Source organism: Microcella alkalica (genome assembly GCF_014595885.1).
Lineage (GTDB): Bacteria > Actinomycetota > Actinomycetes > Actinomycetales > Microbacteriaceae > Microcella > Microcella alkaliphila_B.
Window position 1 is genome coordinate 325619 of record NZ_JABUKC010000002.1, and the last position, 13282, is coordinate 338900.

Sequence of the window (13282 nt, forward strand, 5' to 3'; positions counted from 1 at the left end):
GACTCGGAACGGGGCCCCGCACGATGCGGGGCCCCGGTTCGGTGCTGCTGCGTCTACGCCTCGCCGCCGGCGGAGCCGGTCGTTCCCGCGGTGACGTCATGCAGACGGTAGTGCTCGATCGCTCGCGCGACCACCGACGGGTCGACCTGGCCGCGTCGCGCGAGCTGCTGCAGCGTGCGCACGACGATCGACGGGCCGTCGATGTGGAAGAAGCGGCGAGCGGCCGGGCGCGTGTCGCTGAACCCGAAGCCGTCGGCTCCGAGGGTCGCGAAGTCGCCGGGCACGAACGGCCGGATCTGGTCGGGCACGGCGTGCATGAAGTCGCTCACCGCGATGAACGGGCCCTCCGCGCCGCGCAGCTTCTCGGTCACGTAGGCCGTGCGGGGCGCCTCGCCCGGGTGGAGGAAGTTGTGCTCCTCCGCCGCGAGACCGTCGCGGCGCAGCTCGCTCCACGAGGTGACGCTCCAGATGTCGGCCGACACGCCCCAGTCGTTCGCGAGCAGCTGCTGCGCCTCGATCGCCCACGGCACGGCGACGCCCGAGGCGAGGATCTGCGCCTTCGTGCCCTGGTGCTCGCCGCGCTTGAGCAGGTAGATGCCCTTGAGCAGGCCGTCGACGTCGAGGCCTTCGGGCTCGGCCGGCTGCACGATCGGCTCGTTGTAGACCGTCAGGTAGTACATGACGTTGGGGTCCGGGTGGCTGCCGCCGTACATGCGGTCCAGGCCCGCGCGCACGATGTGGCCGATCTCGTAGCCGTAGGCCGGGTCGTACGTGATGACCGCCGGGTTCGTCGAGGCGAGCAGCGGCGAGTGGCCGTCGGCGTGCTGCAGGCCCTCACCGGTGAGCGTGGTGCGACCGGCGGTGGCGCCGATGATGAAGCCGCGCGCCATCTGGTCGCCCGCGGCCCACATCGCGTCACCCGTGCGCTGGAAGCCGAACATCGAGTAGAAGACGTAGACGGGGATGAGCGGCTGCCCGTGCGTGGCGTAGCTCGTGCCCACCGCGGTGAACGCGGCGAACGCGCCCGCCTCGTTGATGCCCGTGTGGATGATCTGGCCCTGCGGGCTCTCCTTGTACGCCAGCAGCAGCTCGCGGTCGACGGAGGTGTAGTGCTGCCCGTTCGGGTTGTAGATCTTCGAGGTCGGGAAATACGCGTCCATGCCGAAGGTGCGGGCCTCGTCGGGGATGATCGGCACGATGCGGCTGCCGAACTCCTTGTCGCGCAGCAGATCCTTCAGCAGGCGCGCGAACGCCATGGTCGTGGCGACCTCCTGCTTGCCGGAGCCCTTCTTCACGATCTCGTAGGCCGAGGCGGGCGGCAGCGCGACGTCGACGTACTTCGACCGGCGCTCGGGCAGATACCCGCCGAGGGCGCGGCGACGCTCGTGCATGTACTGGATCGCCGGGTCGTCGGCGCCCGGGTGGTAGTACGGCGGGCGGTACGGGTCGGCCTCGAGCTGAGCATCCGTGATCGGGATGCGCATCTCGTCGCGGAACTGCTTGAGGTTGTCGAGCGTGAGCTTCTTCATCTGGTGGGTCGCGTTGCGGCCCTCGAAGCTCGGGCCGAGACCGTAGCCCTTGACCGTCTTCGCGAGGATGACGGTGGGCTGGCCCTTGTGCTCCTGCGCGGCCTTGAAGGCGGCGTAGACCTTGCGGTAGTCGTGGCCGCCGCGCTTGAGCTTCCAGATCTGGTCGTCGGTGTAGTTCTCGACCATCGCCGCGGTGCGCGGGTCGCGACCGAAGAAGTGCTCGCGGATGAACGCGCCCGACTCGGCCTTGTAGGTCTGGTAGTCGCCGTCGGGTGTCACGTTCATGAGGTCGCGCAGCGCGCCCTCGTGGTCCTGCGCGAGCAGGGCATCCCACTCGCGACCCCAGATGACCTTGATGACGTTCCAGCCGGCGCCGCGGAAGAAGCTCTCCAGCTCCTGGATGATCTTGCCGTTGCCGCGCACGGGGCCGTCGAGACGCTGCAGGTTGCAGTTGATGACGAAGTTGAGGTTGTCGAGGCCGTCGTTCGCGGCGAGCTGGAGGGCTCCGCGGCTCTCGACCTCATCCATCTCGCCGTCGCCGAGGAACGCCCAGACCTGCGAGTCGTCGCCGTCGACGATGCCGCGGTGGGTGACGTACTTGTTGAGCTGCGCCTGGTAGATCGCGTTGATCGGCCCGAGACCCATCGACACGGTCGGGTACTGCCAGAAGTCGGGCATGAGCCGGGGGTGCGGGTAGCTCGAGAGGCCGCCCGTCGGGTGCGACTTCTCCTGCCGGAACCCGTCGAGCTGCTCGGGGCTCAGCCGGCCCTCGAGGAAGGCGCGCGCGTACATGCCGGGCGAGGCGTGGCCCTGGTAGAAGATCGAGTCGCCGCCGTTGGGGTGGTCCGCCCCGCGGAAGAAGTGGTTGTGGCCGACCTCGTAGAGCGCGGCGCTCGAGGCGTAGGTCGAGATGTGGCCGCCGACGGCGATGCCGGGGCGCTGGGCGCGGTGCACCGTGATGGCGGCGTTCCAGCGGATCCAGGCGCGGTAGCGGCGCTCCAGCTCCTCATCGCCGGGGAACTCGGGCTCGTTCTCGGGTGCGATGGTGTTGAGGTAGTCCGTCGTCGGCACCATGGGCACGCCCAGGTGCAGCTCCTTGCTGCGCTTGAGCAGGCTGAGCATGATCTCGCGCCCGCGCTGCGGTCCGTGCTGCTGCACGAGGGCGTCGAGCGACTCGTTCCATTCGGCGGTTTCCTCGGGATCCGCATCCATCGTGTGCACCGAGTACGGATCCTGGTCGTTGACCGTCACCCTGAACCTCTTCCTGGTGGTCGTTAGGGGGGAGCGTCGGCGTCGCGGGCCGGGTCTCGGCGCGCGAACAGGCGAACCCTCCCACTCTAGACCCGCGCACCCGCGTCGCCTCCGAGGCCCGGCTAGCCTCGGAGCATGGTTATTGAGGTCGGCGCGCGCGCCCCCCGCTTCGCCCTGCGCGATGCGCACGGGCGCACGATCGAGGGCCCGGATGCCCGGGGCGGGCGGGGCGTGCTCGTCGCCTTCTTCCCGCTCGCCTTCACGCCGGTCTGCACCGACGAGCTGCGGGCGCTCGACGACGACGTCGCCCGCTTCGCGGCGGGCGGCGTGAGCGTCGTCGCCGTCTCGGTCGACTCGATGGCGACTCTTCGCGCGTTCGGCGACGCTCACGGGCTCGCGCTGCCCCTGCTGTCGGACTTCTGGCCCCACGGCGCCGTCGCGAGCGCGTACGGCGTCCTGCTTCCTGACCGCGGCTGGGCAGATCGCGTGTCGGTGCTCGTCGACGCGACCGGCGTCGTGCGCGCGGTCGTGCGCGGCACCGACGAGCGTCCGCGCGACGCCGCCGCCCACGATGCGGCGCTCGACGCGCTCGATGCCGACGCCCTCGACACCGCCGCGCCCGACCGCGGCTAGTCTGGCCCCGCGGGCTCTTAGCTCAGCTGGTAGAGCGCCTCGTTTACACCGAGGATGCCGGGGGTTCGAGTCCCTCAGGGCCCACCGCATCACGCGACGCCGCCACGGGCGAGCCGTCACGAGCTCCCGTGTTGGGGGGCTGTCGTAGCCTCGCCCGCGGGCGCACCCGCGCCCGGGGAGGTTCCGTGGTGCCCGAGAGCGTCGAGCAGTGGTGGTCGCGTCGGCAGTGGTCGACGGGCCGCGACGTGCCCTACGAGATCGGCCGCTACCGCGACGCCTGGGCGCCGTTCGCCGCCCTGGTCGAGCAGTTCCGCCCCGAGCGCAATCGCGATCTCGTGCTCTCGCAGGTGCCGCCCGCGGCGGAGGTCTGGCTCGTGTGGGTCTGCCCGATCGGGCACGAGTTCGTCGCGACCCCCGCCGAGCAGCGCGCACGACCGGGCGCGCGCCGGGGCGGCCGCTCGTGGTGCCCCGTCTGCGCGGCGCCCGGGGCCCTGCCGGGGCCCGGCTCGAAGTGGCCGCGCCCGGCGCCGCGTCCGGACGGCGCCGCGGGCCGAGCGGCAGGGGCGACGCGCTCGCGCCCGCCGCGCCACGTGCCCGCCGCGGCCGCGGCGATCCCCGTCGTGCCGAGCGCCGACGTCGCACCCGGGCGCGCCTTCCGCAGCGCGATCGCCCCGCGCGCGACGAGCGCGACCGAAGCTGCGGTGCGCGCCGCGATCGAGGCGCGACTCGCGGTGGACCTCACCCCCAACGCGGTGCGCGTACGGCGGCCGTTCTTCGAGCGGCTCGAGGTCTGGCCCGACATCGTCATCCCCGAGTTCGCCGTCGCAGTCGAGCTCGACACGATCGGCCGCAACGCCGACGAGCACGTCGGCCGTCGCGAGGCGACGGATCGGCGCAAGGACCAGCTGCTGCGCGAGGTCGGCTGGGAGGTCGTGCGGCTGCGCGTGAAGCCCTTGCGAGCGCTCGGGCCGTACGACCTCGTGGTGCCCGGCATGTCGCAGCGCGCGATCGACGCGCTCGTCGAGCGCATCGGCGACGCCCGCGGCGAGCTCTTCGTCGCCGCCTACCGGCGCGCCTGAGCGGCCGTCAGAGGAAGAGCGCCCAGAGCAGCGCGACGAAGACGAGCACGAAGATCGTCGGCGTGACGAAGCGCACGATCTCGACGCCGCGACCCATGCCGACGATGCGGCGAGCGAGGGTGCTCGACGACGGCAGCGCGCGCAGGGCCTCGATGACGGCGCGGCCCTCCGTCGCGGCGGCGTACTGCGCGAGCGCGCCGAGGATGCCCGAGGCGAGCAGGATGCCGGCCGCCGCGAGGCGCACGGGCAGCTCGGTCTCGGCCAGGCCGTCGACGAGCATCCACACCGTCACCGCCAGCAGGAAGGTCGGGGCCAGCTGCGAGGCGATGATGTGCTTCCTGGCGGTGTTCCAGTGCGCGATGAGCTCGTTCTCGGTCACGCGGGGCTCCTCGAGTCGTCGTCGATGCGGGCGCTGCCGCGGGCGGTGGCTACGATCGGGCCAGCCGCGCCTGCGGCGATCCCCACCCTAGAGGAGTCATCCCGTGCGCTCGGCCCTGCTCGCGCTCGTCGTCGCGAGCCTGCTGTGGGGCACGACGGGCACGGCGGCGAGCTTCGTCTCCGAGTCCGTCAGCCCGATCGCGATCGGCGCGGCCACGATGGCCATCGGCGGCGCGCTGCTCTTCGCGGTGAGCGCGGGCGGCGCGCTGGCCGCCATCCGGCGGGCCGACGCCCGCCGCTGGCTGCTGATCGGCGCGGTCGGCGTCGTGGTCTACCCGCTCGCCTTCTACTCCGGCATGGATCTCGCGGGCGTCGCGATCGGCAACGTCGCCGCCCTCGGCTCGGGGCCGCTCTTCGCGGCGCTGCTGGAGCTCGTCGTCGATCGTCGACCGCTGTCGCGGCAGTGGATGCTCGGCGCGAGCGCCGCCATCGTCGGCGTGGCGCTGCTCGTCGTCGGTGGGCACGGCGACGGGAGCAAGACCGCGCCCGCGAGCCTCGGCCTCGGCGTCGCGCTCGGGCTGCTCGCGGGCGCCGCCTACGCGCTCTACACCTTCGCCTCCGGTCGCGTGATCGGGCTCGGTGTCTCCAGCCGCGCGACGATGGGGGCGGTCTTCGGGCTCGGCGCCGTGCCGCTCGCGATCGTGCTCGCGGCGACGGGGGCGGCGCTGCTCGAACGCTCGACGAACCTCGCGATCGTCGGCTATCTCGCCCTCGGCCCGATGTTCCTGGCCTACGTGCTGTTTGGCTGGGGGCTGCGCCTGATCCGCAGCTCGACGGTGACGGTCATCACCCTCCTCGAGCCGGTCGTCGCGACCCTGCTCGCCGTCGCGATCGTGGGCGAGCGCCTCGACGCGCTCGGCTGGATCGGGCTCGCGCTCATCCTCGCCGGCGTCTCCGTCGTGTCGACGGCCCGTCGCCCCGCCGCCGCGCACTAGCGCCCCTATCATTCGGCTCATGGTCGATCCCCTCGAACCCGACGACGGCGAAACGGTCCTCCCGCCGGGGCCGCGTCGTTCGACCTACACCCCGCCCCCGGTCGGCGCGCGCTACGAACCGGGATCGCTGACGGGGGAGCCCGCTCCGATGCCGAGTCCGTCGCCGGCGCCGGTCAGCGCGCCGACGTCGGCTCCGGTCGCTGAGACTTCGCCGGTCGCGCCGCCGCTCGCCCCGCCGCCCGCCCCGCAGGCGGTCGAGCAGCCCGCGCCGCAGGTCGTGTGGCAGGTCGACAGCGCCCCGCCCGCTGCGGAGCCCGACGGCGTCGACGCCCCGGCCCCGGGCATCCCCTCGGCGCAGTCGGTCGCCGAGCAGCTCGGCATCCCGGGGGTGCCCCCGCCGCCCGAGCGCGCCTCGCTCTCCGACGACGAGCTCGCCGCCGTGCTCGACCCCGCGAAGGCGCCGCCCGGCAGCACCGCCGAGCTCATCGAGCTCTTCGAGCAGCAGCTGACGCTGCGCGCGCAGGAGGCGCAGCGACTGAGCCTGTGGGAGCAGGCGGTGCGCGAGAGCGGCGTGCCGCACGCCGACGACCTCGTCGAGTCGGTGCGCAGCGGCTTCACGGGCGTCATCGATATCGTGCCTCCCGCGGCCGCCGCCGACGACCCGTGGGCCCGGTATCCCGGAGCCTCCGGGCCAGCACCGGCCGACGAGACCGGCGACGGTCTGCCGCTCGTGCTGCCGCCGATCGTCGCGGATGCTCCCGCCGAGGCCGTGCCCCCGATCGAGCCGGCGGAGCCCGAGATCGTGGCCGACGACGCGTCCCTCCCGCCCGATGCCGACAGCGGCAGCGACCCCGGCACCGGCGCCGACGCGCTCGCGCAGGCTCTCGCCGCGTCTCCTCCGCCCTTCGGGCTCGTGCCCTCGGCGGTCGTGCCGCCACCCGTCACCGACGACGCACCCGGTGCGGCGGCCGATTCGCAGCCGGAGCCCACGCAGGAGCCCGAGCCCACGGAGGAGCCCGAGCCCACGGAGGAGCCCGCGACGGCCACGCTCGCCGGCTCGGAGCCACCGCCCCTCATTGAACCCGAGCCCCACACCGGAGCCGCAGCGCTCGAGCGCCTCTTCCTCGACGACGCGTCACCGGCCTCCGCCGAGCAGCCCATCGCCGACACGCCCCGCCCGATGCCCGCCGCTCCTCTCGGTGCGCCGACGGGCCCCATCCTGACGAACCCGGCGGCGGTCGCGGCCGCAGCGCTCGGTTTCGACGAGCTGCTGCGCGACCCCGGCCCCGCCGCGGCCAGCTCGAGCGCGAGCCCGGCGTCCCTGCCACAGGCGATCGCCCCGGGCCCGATCGCCCCGGGCCCGATCGCCCCGACCCCGATCGTCCCGTCGAGCTCGGCCCCTGTCGCGACCGGCTCGCAGGCGGTCCCCGTCGTCGACTCGGGCGAGCGCACGAACCCGCCGGCGCTCCGCGTGGAGGCCTCCGCGCTCGAGCCGACCCCCGTCGCGCTGCGCGCGGGCCGCTCGATCCGGCTGTTCTGGCTGTGGTTCGCGGTCACTGCGAGCGTTGTGAGCGTCGGCCTCGGCGGCGTTCTGATCGGCCTCGGCATGAGCCTTCGGCAGGCGATCCTGTCGGCACTCGTCGGCGTGGCGGTCTCGTTCCTCCCGCTCGGCCTGGGCACGCTCGCCGGCAAGTGGAGCGGCCAGCCGACGATGGTCGTCTCCCGCGCCACGTTCGGCATCGTCGGCAACCTGCTGCCGGCGACCCTCGCGGTCGTCACGCGCCTGCTGTGGGCGGCGGCCCTGCTCGGGATGCTCGGCGCGAGCGTCACGGCGGGCCTCCGCGCGGCCGGCATCGCCCAGGCGGTCGACCCGCTCGCGCTCTCCGGCGGCATCGCGACCGCCGGCCTCGTCGTCGCCGCCGCGATCGCGGGTTTCGGCTTCGGCATGATCGCGATCGTCGCCGCCGTCGCGAGCGTGCTGGCGGGCATCCTCGTCGTGCTCGTGCTCGTCGTGACGGCACCCGCTCTCGACATGGATGCCGCGCTCGCCATCCCGGACGGCGACTGGTCGCTCGTGGTCACGGGCGCCGTGCTCGTGTTCAGCCTCGTCGGGCTCGCCTGGGCGAACTCCGCCGGCGACCTCGCCCGCTACCAGGCGAAGGGCACGATCGGCGCGGGGGCGGTGCTCTTCGCCTCGTTCGGCGCGACCCTGCCGGCCTTCGCCCTCGTCGCGTGGGGTGCCGCGCTCGCGAGCTCCGACCCGGAGCTCGGGGCCGCGCTCGCGACCGACCCGATCGCCGCGCTCGCGGGCCTGCTCCCGGTCGCGCTCGCCCTGCCGCTCGTGCTCGCGGTCGCCGTGAGCCTGCTGGCAGCCGCGGCCCTCGCGCTCTACTCGGGAGGGTTCGCGCTGCTCGCGACGGGCATCCGCACCTCGCGCCCCATGAGCGTCGTCATCGGCGTCGTCGTGACCGGGGCGATCGCGGCGCCGCTCGTGGCGGGCGCCCCCTCGCTCGAGGTGCTGCTGCGCGACGTGCTGACCACGCTCGCCGTGCCGGTCGCCGCCTGGGCGGGCATCTTCGGCGCGGAGACCATGATCCGCACCCGTCGCGTGCACTCGCCGTCGCTGCTGCAGTCGGGCGGGGTCTACCCGCCGGTGCGCTGGGTCAACACCGTCATGCTCGTCGTGGCGAGCGTCATCGGCTGGGGCTTCACGAGCGCGAGCCTCGCCCTGCTCGACGGGCAGGGCTACCTGTGGCGGCTCACGGGGGCGACGGGGCCGGTGGCCGAGAGCGACGCGGGCGTCGCCGCCGCGCTGCTCATCGGGCTGCTCACGCCGATCGTGGCCGGCATCCCCGCCGTGCGTCGCCTGCAGGAGGCCGAATCGCGCGCGGTGCTCGACTCCTAGACTGGGAGCATGCCCCGCACCGTCGCTGACGCCCTCGCCGCGGCCGAGCGGCTCTGGCCGCTCGACGGCGCCGAGGCGTGGGATGCTCCGGGTCTCCTCGCCGGCGATCCTGCCGCGCCGCTCGAGCGCATCCTGCTCGCGGTCGACGCCGTCGCCGACACCGTCGACGAGGCGGTCGAGCGCCGAGCGCAGCTGCTGCTCGTGCACCACCCGCTGCTCATGCGCGGCGTGACAACCGTCGCCGAGTCGACCGCGAAGGGCGCCCTGCTCGCGCGGCTCATCCGCGGCGGCTGCGCGCTCGTGGCCGCCCACACCAACGCCGACGTCGTCGAGACCGGCACGAGCGCGCGACTCGCCGAGCTGCTCGGGCTCGAGGGCTCGCGCCCGATCGAGCCGGCGCCGGGGCGCCCCGAGCGCGGCCTCGGCCGCGTGGGCTCGCTCGCCGAGGCCGAGTCGCTCGAGGCGTTCGCGCGGCGCGTCGCGAGCATCCTGCCGCCGACGGTCGGGGGCGTGCGGGTCGCGGGGGATCCCGCCCGACCGGTGCGCACCGTCGCCGTCTGCGGGGGAGCGGGCGACTCGCTGCTCGCGCACCCCGCCGTGCGCGCCGCCGATGTCTACGTCACCGCCGACCTGCGCCACCACCCCGCGAGCGAGGCGATCGAGACTTCGCTCGTCGCCGGTGGGCCGGCGCTCGTCGACGTCTCGCACTGGGCGAGCGAGTCGCTGTGGCTCGCGACCGCGGCCGACGAGCTGCGCGCCGCCCTGCCCGACGTCGAGGTCGTCGTGAGCGAGCGACGCACCGACCCCTGGACCCTGCTGATCGTGAACGACGCGCCGGCCACCATGGCGCGGAAGGAGCACCCCTGATGGCCCTCACCGCCGCCCCCGAGACGCAGGCCCGCCTGCTCGACCTGCAGCGGCTCGACACCGCCCTGCAGCAGCTCGCCCACCGCGCGCGCACGCTGCCGGAGCGCGCCGCCGTGACGGCCCTGCAGGAGGACGCGGAGCGCATCAAGGCCGCCGTCGTCGAGACGAGCGGGCACCTCGAGGATGCCCGGCGCGAGCTCGGCCGCGTCGAGTCCGACGTCGACCTGGTCGAGAAGCGCATCGCGCGCGACACCGAGCGCCTGCAGCAGAGCTCGTCGGTGAAGGACATCCAGGGGCTCGAGCACGAGCTCGGCTCGCTGCGGGCCCGCCTGAGCGAGCTCGAGGAGGTCGAGCTGACCCTCATGGAGCGCATCGAGCTGCTCGAGACCGCCGCGAATGGCGCGAGCGACACGCTGCAGGCGCACACGGCGCGTCGCGAGGTTGCCGAGCGCGAGCTGCAGGAGGCCGTTCAGGCGATCGAGGCGGAGCGCGCGAGCGTGCAGGCCGAGCGCGACGCCCTCGCCGCCGAGCTGCCGGCCGACCTGGTCGCTTTGTACGAGAAGCAGCGCGAGCGCTACGGCACGGGCGCCTCGCACCTGCGGGCGCGCGTCTCGAGCGCGAGCGGCGTAACGCTCACCGGCTCCGACCTGGAGATGGTGCGGCGCGCCGCGCCCGACGAGGTCATCCTGTGCCCCGACTCGAACGCGATCCTCGTCCGCACGGCGGAGTCGGGGCTGTGACCCGCGAGCTGCTTGTCGAGGCGGACGGCGGCTCGCGCGGCAACCCCGGCCCCGCCGCCGGGGGTGCTGTCGTGATCGACCCCTCCAGCGGCGAGGTGCTCGCCGAGGTGGGCGTCTGGGTGGGGACGGCGACCAACAACGTGGCCGAGTACTCGGGGATGCTCGCGGGCGTGCGCCGCGCCCTCGAGATCGATCCGGATGCTCAGCTGACGATCCGCATGGATTCCAAGCTCGTCGTCGAGCAGATGATGGGCCGCTGGAAGATCAAGCACCCCGCCATGGCCGAGCTCGCCGCCGAAGCCCGTCAGGCGCTCACCGGTACCCCCGTGCGCTTCGAGTGGGTGCCGCGACTGCAGAACTCGCGCGCCGACAAGTGCGCCAACGACGCCATGGACGCCCGAGCATCCTTCTCGCGCTGAGCGCGCTAGCCTGACAGGGCAAGTGGGTCGGCCAGACGGTCGCGTCGGAGACACGCCCCCGCGAGGGGGAACGGCTCCGCCGAGGAACGTCCGGGCTCCGCAGAGCAGGGCGGTGGGTAACACCCACCCGGAGCAATCCGCGAGAAAGTGCAACAGAGAGCAGACCGCCGCGGGCGCAAGCCTGCGGTAAGGGTGAAACGGTGGTGTAAGAGACCACCAGGGGCCCGAGTGATCGGGCTCGCTGGGTAAACCTCGCCCGGAGCAAGGTCAGACAGACACCGATGAGGCTGCTCGCTGAGGTGTCGGGTAGACCGCTGGAGCGTGTCGGCAACGGCTCGCCGAGAGAGATGGCCGTCGAAGGGGAGTGATCCCTGGAACAGAACCCGGCGTATCGGCCGGCCCGCTTGCCTCGCTGATGCGCGCCCGGGGGCGTCGACCGGCGTCGTCGTCAGGCGATCGTCGTGCCGAGCAGCGAGCCGATCGCGAAGGTCACCCCGAGGGCGAGCGCGCCGCCGACGAGCACGCGCAGCGTCGGCCGCAGCGCCGGGCTGCCGCCCAGTCGCGCGCCGAGCGCGCCCGTGACGCCAAGCGCGATGAGGGTGGCGGCGAACGCGACGGGGATGCGCAGCTCGGCCGGCGGGAGCGCGATCGCCAGCATGGGCAGCACCGCCCCCAGCAGGAAGGCCAGGAACGACGCCCAGGCCGCCTGCCAGGGCTTGAGCACCTCGGTCTCGTCGATGTGCAGCTCGGCCGAGAGGTGGGCCGCGAGCGCGTCGTGGGCGGTGAGCTCCTCGGCGACGCGCTGCGCCGTCTCGCGCGACAGGCCCTTCGACTCGTAGATCGCGGCGAGCTCGGCGAGCTCCTCCTCGGGCATCTCGGCGAGCTCGCGCTTCTCCTTCTCGATGAGCGCGGTCTGGCTGTCGCGAGCGCTCGCGACGGAGACGTACTCGCCGAGGGCCATCGAGAACGCACCACCGACGACGGCCGCGGCTCCCGCGGTGAGGATCGGGGCCAGCTCGCTCGTCGCGCCCGCCACGCCGACCACGACGGCGGCGACCGAGACGATGCCGTCGTTGGCGCCGAGCACGCCCGCGCGGAGCTTGTTGAGGCCGTCGCTGAACGCTCCGCGGTCGTGCGGCTCGGCGTCGTGCGCGGCAGGAGTGGCGGGGAGCGGATCCGTCATGCGCGGCAGTCAACCACCGCTCGACGGGCGCTTCAAGGAAGGGGAGGCTATGCACACCGTCGCGGCGCGTCAACCCCGTGACACGTATGCCGGTCTTCGCATGGGCGGCCACGTAGCGTTGCAGGCATCCACCGGGTTCGCCCGGATGACCGTGGCGGCTGGGAAGTCGGCGATCCGACCGGAAGGCCCCCATGACCTCCCTCACCGCACCCTCGATCGGCGCCGTTCGCGCCACCCAGCCTCGCGACCCCGGGCAGCCGCACCCGACGAGCTCGTACTCGGCGCTCATGCGCACCGTGCGCGACGCCGGCCTGCTGCGCCGTCGGCGCGGCTTCTACCTCGCCGTCTTCGCGGCCCTCGTCGTCGCCCTGGGCGGTGCGGTCACCGGCTTCGTGCTGCTCGGCGACACGTGGTACCAGCTGCTCATCGCGGCCGCGCTCGGCATCATCCTCACGCAGATCGCGTTCGTCACCCACGAGGCCTCGCACCGCCAGATCTTCGAATCCGGCAAGGCCAACGACCGCGCCGGCCGGTGGCTCGCGGCGGGCGTTGTCGGCATCAGCTACCACTGGTGGATGCACAAGCACTCGCGCCACCACTCCAAGCCGAACCAGGTCGGCGCCGACCCCGACATCGAGATCGACACGATCCGGTTCACGGCGGCCGACGCCGCCGCCACGCGCGGACCGATCGCGGCCATCACGCGGCGGCAGGGCTGGCTCTTCTTCCCGCTGCTGACGCTCGAGGGCCTCAACCTGCACGTGCGCTCGATCGCGAGCCTGTTCGAGAAGGGCCGCATCGAGGGCCGCGCGCTCGAGCTCACGCTCATCGGGCTGCGACTGAGCCTCTACGTCGCGGTGATCTTCTGGGCGCTCCCGCTCGGCATGGCCTTCGCCTTCCTCGGCGTGCAGCTGGCCGTGTTCGGCGTCTACATGGGCGCCTCGTTCGCGCCGAACCACAAGGGCATGCCCATCCTGCCCCACGACTCCAAGCTCGACTTCCTCAGCCGGCAGATCATCACCTCGCGCAACATCAAGGGCGGATGGTGGTCGACGGCGCTGTTCGGCGGCCTCAACCACCAGGTCGAGCACCACCTATTCCCCAACATGCCGCGCCCGGCGCTGTCGCGTGCTCGCGAGATCACGCGCGACTACGCGCGCCAGCTCGGCATCCCCTACACCGAGGCGGGCATCGGCGAGTCGTACCGCATCGTGGTCCGCCACCTCAACGAGGTGGGTCTGCAGGCTCGCGATCCCTTCGACTGCCCGATGGTGAACCGCTTCCGTCGCGCCTAGCGCGGCGC

11 protein-coding genes, 1 tRNA gene and 1 other RNA gene are annotated in these 13282 nt (G+C 73.3%); 10 read left to right on the forward strand and 3 right to left on the reverse strand.

What is annotated here, in order from left to right:
* Positions 1 to 53: 53 nt before the first annotated feature.
* Positions 54 to 2780, reverse strand: a complete 2727-nt coding sequence (gene aceE / locus ID804_RS06030; RefSeq protein WP_169078080.1) for a pyruvate dehydrogenase (acetyl-transferring), homodimeric type — start codon at positions 2778 to 2780, stop codon at positions 54 to 56.
* Positions 2781 to 2915: 135 nt separating this feature from the next.
* On the opposite strand from aceE, the gene ID804_RS06035 reads away from it, so the two are divergent.
* The 3 genes from ID804_RS06035 (at position 2916) to ID804_RS06045 (ending at position 4492) form a co-directional block, all read left to right on the forward strand.
* Positions 2916 to 3413, forward strand: a complete 498-nt coding sequence (locus tag ID804_RS06035) for a redoxin domain-containing protein (protein ID WP_169078081.1) — start codon at positions 2916 to 2918, stop codon at positions 3411 to 3413.
* A gap of 11 nt (positions 3414 to 3424) precedes the next feature.
* Positions 3425 to 3497: transfer RNA gene (locus tag ID804_RS06040), tRNA-Val, on the forward strand.
* Between the two features lie 101 nt (positions 3498 to 3598).
* Complete coding sequence (locus ID804_RS06045) at positions 3599 to 4492, forward strand: zinc-ribbon domain-containing protein (RefSeq protein WP_169078082.1); 894 nt, start codon at positions 3599 to 3601, stop codon at positions 4490 to 4492.
* 7 nt (positions 4493 to 4499) lie between these two features.
* On the opposite strand, the gene ID804_RS06050 is transcribed toward ID804_RS06045, so the two are convergent.
* On the reverse strand, positions 4500 to 4871 hold the full coding sequence (locus ID804_RS06050) for a hypothetical protein (RefSeq protein ID WP_169078083.1): 372 nt from the start codon (positions 4869 to 4871) through the stop codon (positions 4500 to 4502).
* 103 nt (positions 4872 to 4974) lie between these two features.
* Here ID804_RS06050 and ID804_RS06055 point away from each other — a divergent pair, with 103 nt between their 5' ends.
* The 6 genes from ID804_RS06055 to rnpB all read left to right on the forward strand — a co-directional run bounded on the left by ID804_RS06055 (position 4975) and on the right by rnpB (position 11203).
* Positions 4975 to 5865, forward strand: coding sequence for a DMT family transporter (locus tag ID804_RS06055; protein WP_169078084.1), 891 nt, complete (start codon positions 4975 to 4977; stop codon positions 5863 to 5865).
* Between the two features lie 148 nt (positions 5866 to 6013).
* Positions 6014 to 8770 carry a cytosine permease gene (locus tag ID804_RS06060; protein ID WP_169078085.1) on the forward strand — a complete coding sequence of 919 codons (2757 nt, stop codon included), beginning with the start codon at positions 6014 to 6016 and terminating at the stop codon, positions 8768 to 8770.
* 9 nt (positions 8771 to 8779) lie between these two features.
* Positions 8780 to 9637, forward strand: coding sequence for a Nif3-like dinuclear metal center hexameric protein (locus tag ID804_RS06065; RefSeq protein ID WP_169078087.1), 858 nt, complete (start codon positions 8780 to 8782; stop codon positions 9635 to 9637).
* Positions 9637 to 10377 (forward strand): zinc ribbon domain-containing protein, encoded by a 741-nt coding sequence (locus ID804_RS06070; RefSeq protein ID WP_169078089.1) that lies wholly within the window; start codon positions 9637 to 9639, stop codon positions 10375 to 10377. Before ID804_RS06065 ends, ID804_RS06070 begins: the two co-directional genes overlap by 1 nt.
* Entirely contained in the window at positions 10374 to 10796 is a 423-nt protein-coding gene (locus tag ID804_RS06075) for a reverse transcriptase-like protein (RefSeq protein ID WP_169078091.1), read from the forward strand. Before ID804_RS06070 ends, ID804_RS06075 begins: the two co-directional genes overlap by 4 nt.
* A 23-nt stretch (positions 10797 to 10819) precedes the next feature.
* An RNA gene (rnpB, locus tag ID804_RS06080) (RNase P RNA component class A) lies at positions 10820 to 11203 on the forward strand.
* Between the two features lie 41 nt (positions 11204 to 11244).
* On the opposite strand, the gene ID804_RS06085 is transcribed toward rnpB, so the two are convergent.
* The gene (locus ID804_RS06085; RefSeq protein WP_169078093.1) at positions 11245 to 11979 is read right to left on the reverse strand and encodes a VIT1/CCC1 transporter family protein; all 735 of its coding nucleotides are present in this window, start codon (positions 11977 to 11979) and stop codon (positions 11245 to 11247) included.
* A 191-nt stretch (positions 11980 to 12170) separates the two neighbouring features.
* Here ID804_RS06085 and ID804_RS06090 point away from each other — a divergent pair, with 191 nt between their 5' ends.
* Entirely contained in the window at positions 12171 to 13274 is a 1104-nt protein-coding gene (locus ID804_RS06090) for a fatty acid desaturase family protein (RefSeq protein ID WP_169078095.1), read from the forward strand.
* The last annotated feature ends 8 nt before the right edge of the window (positions 13275 to 13282 follow it).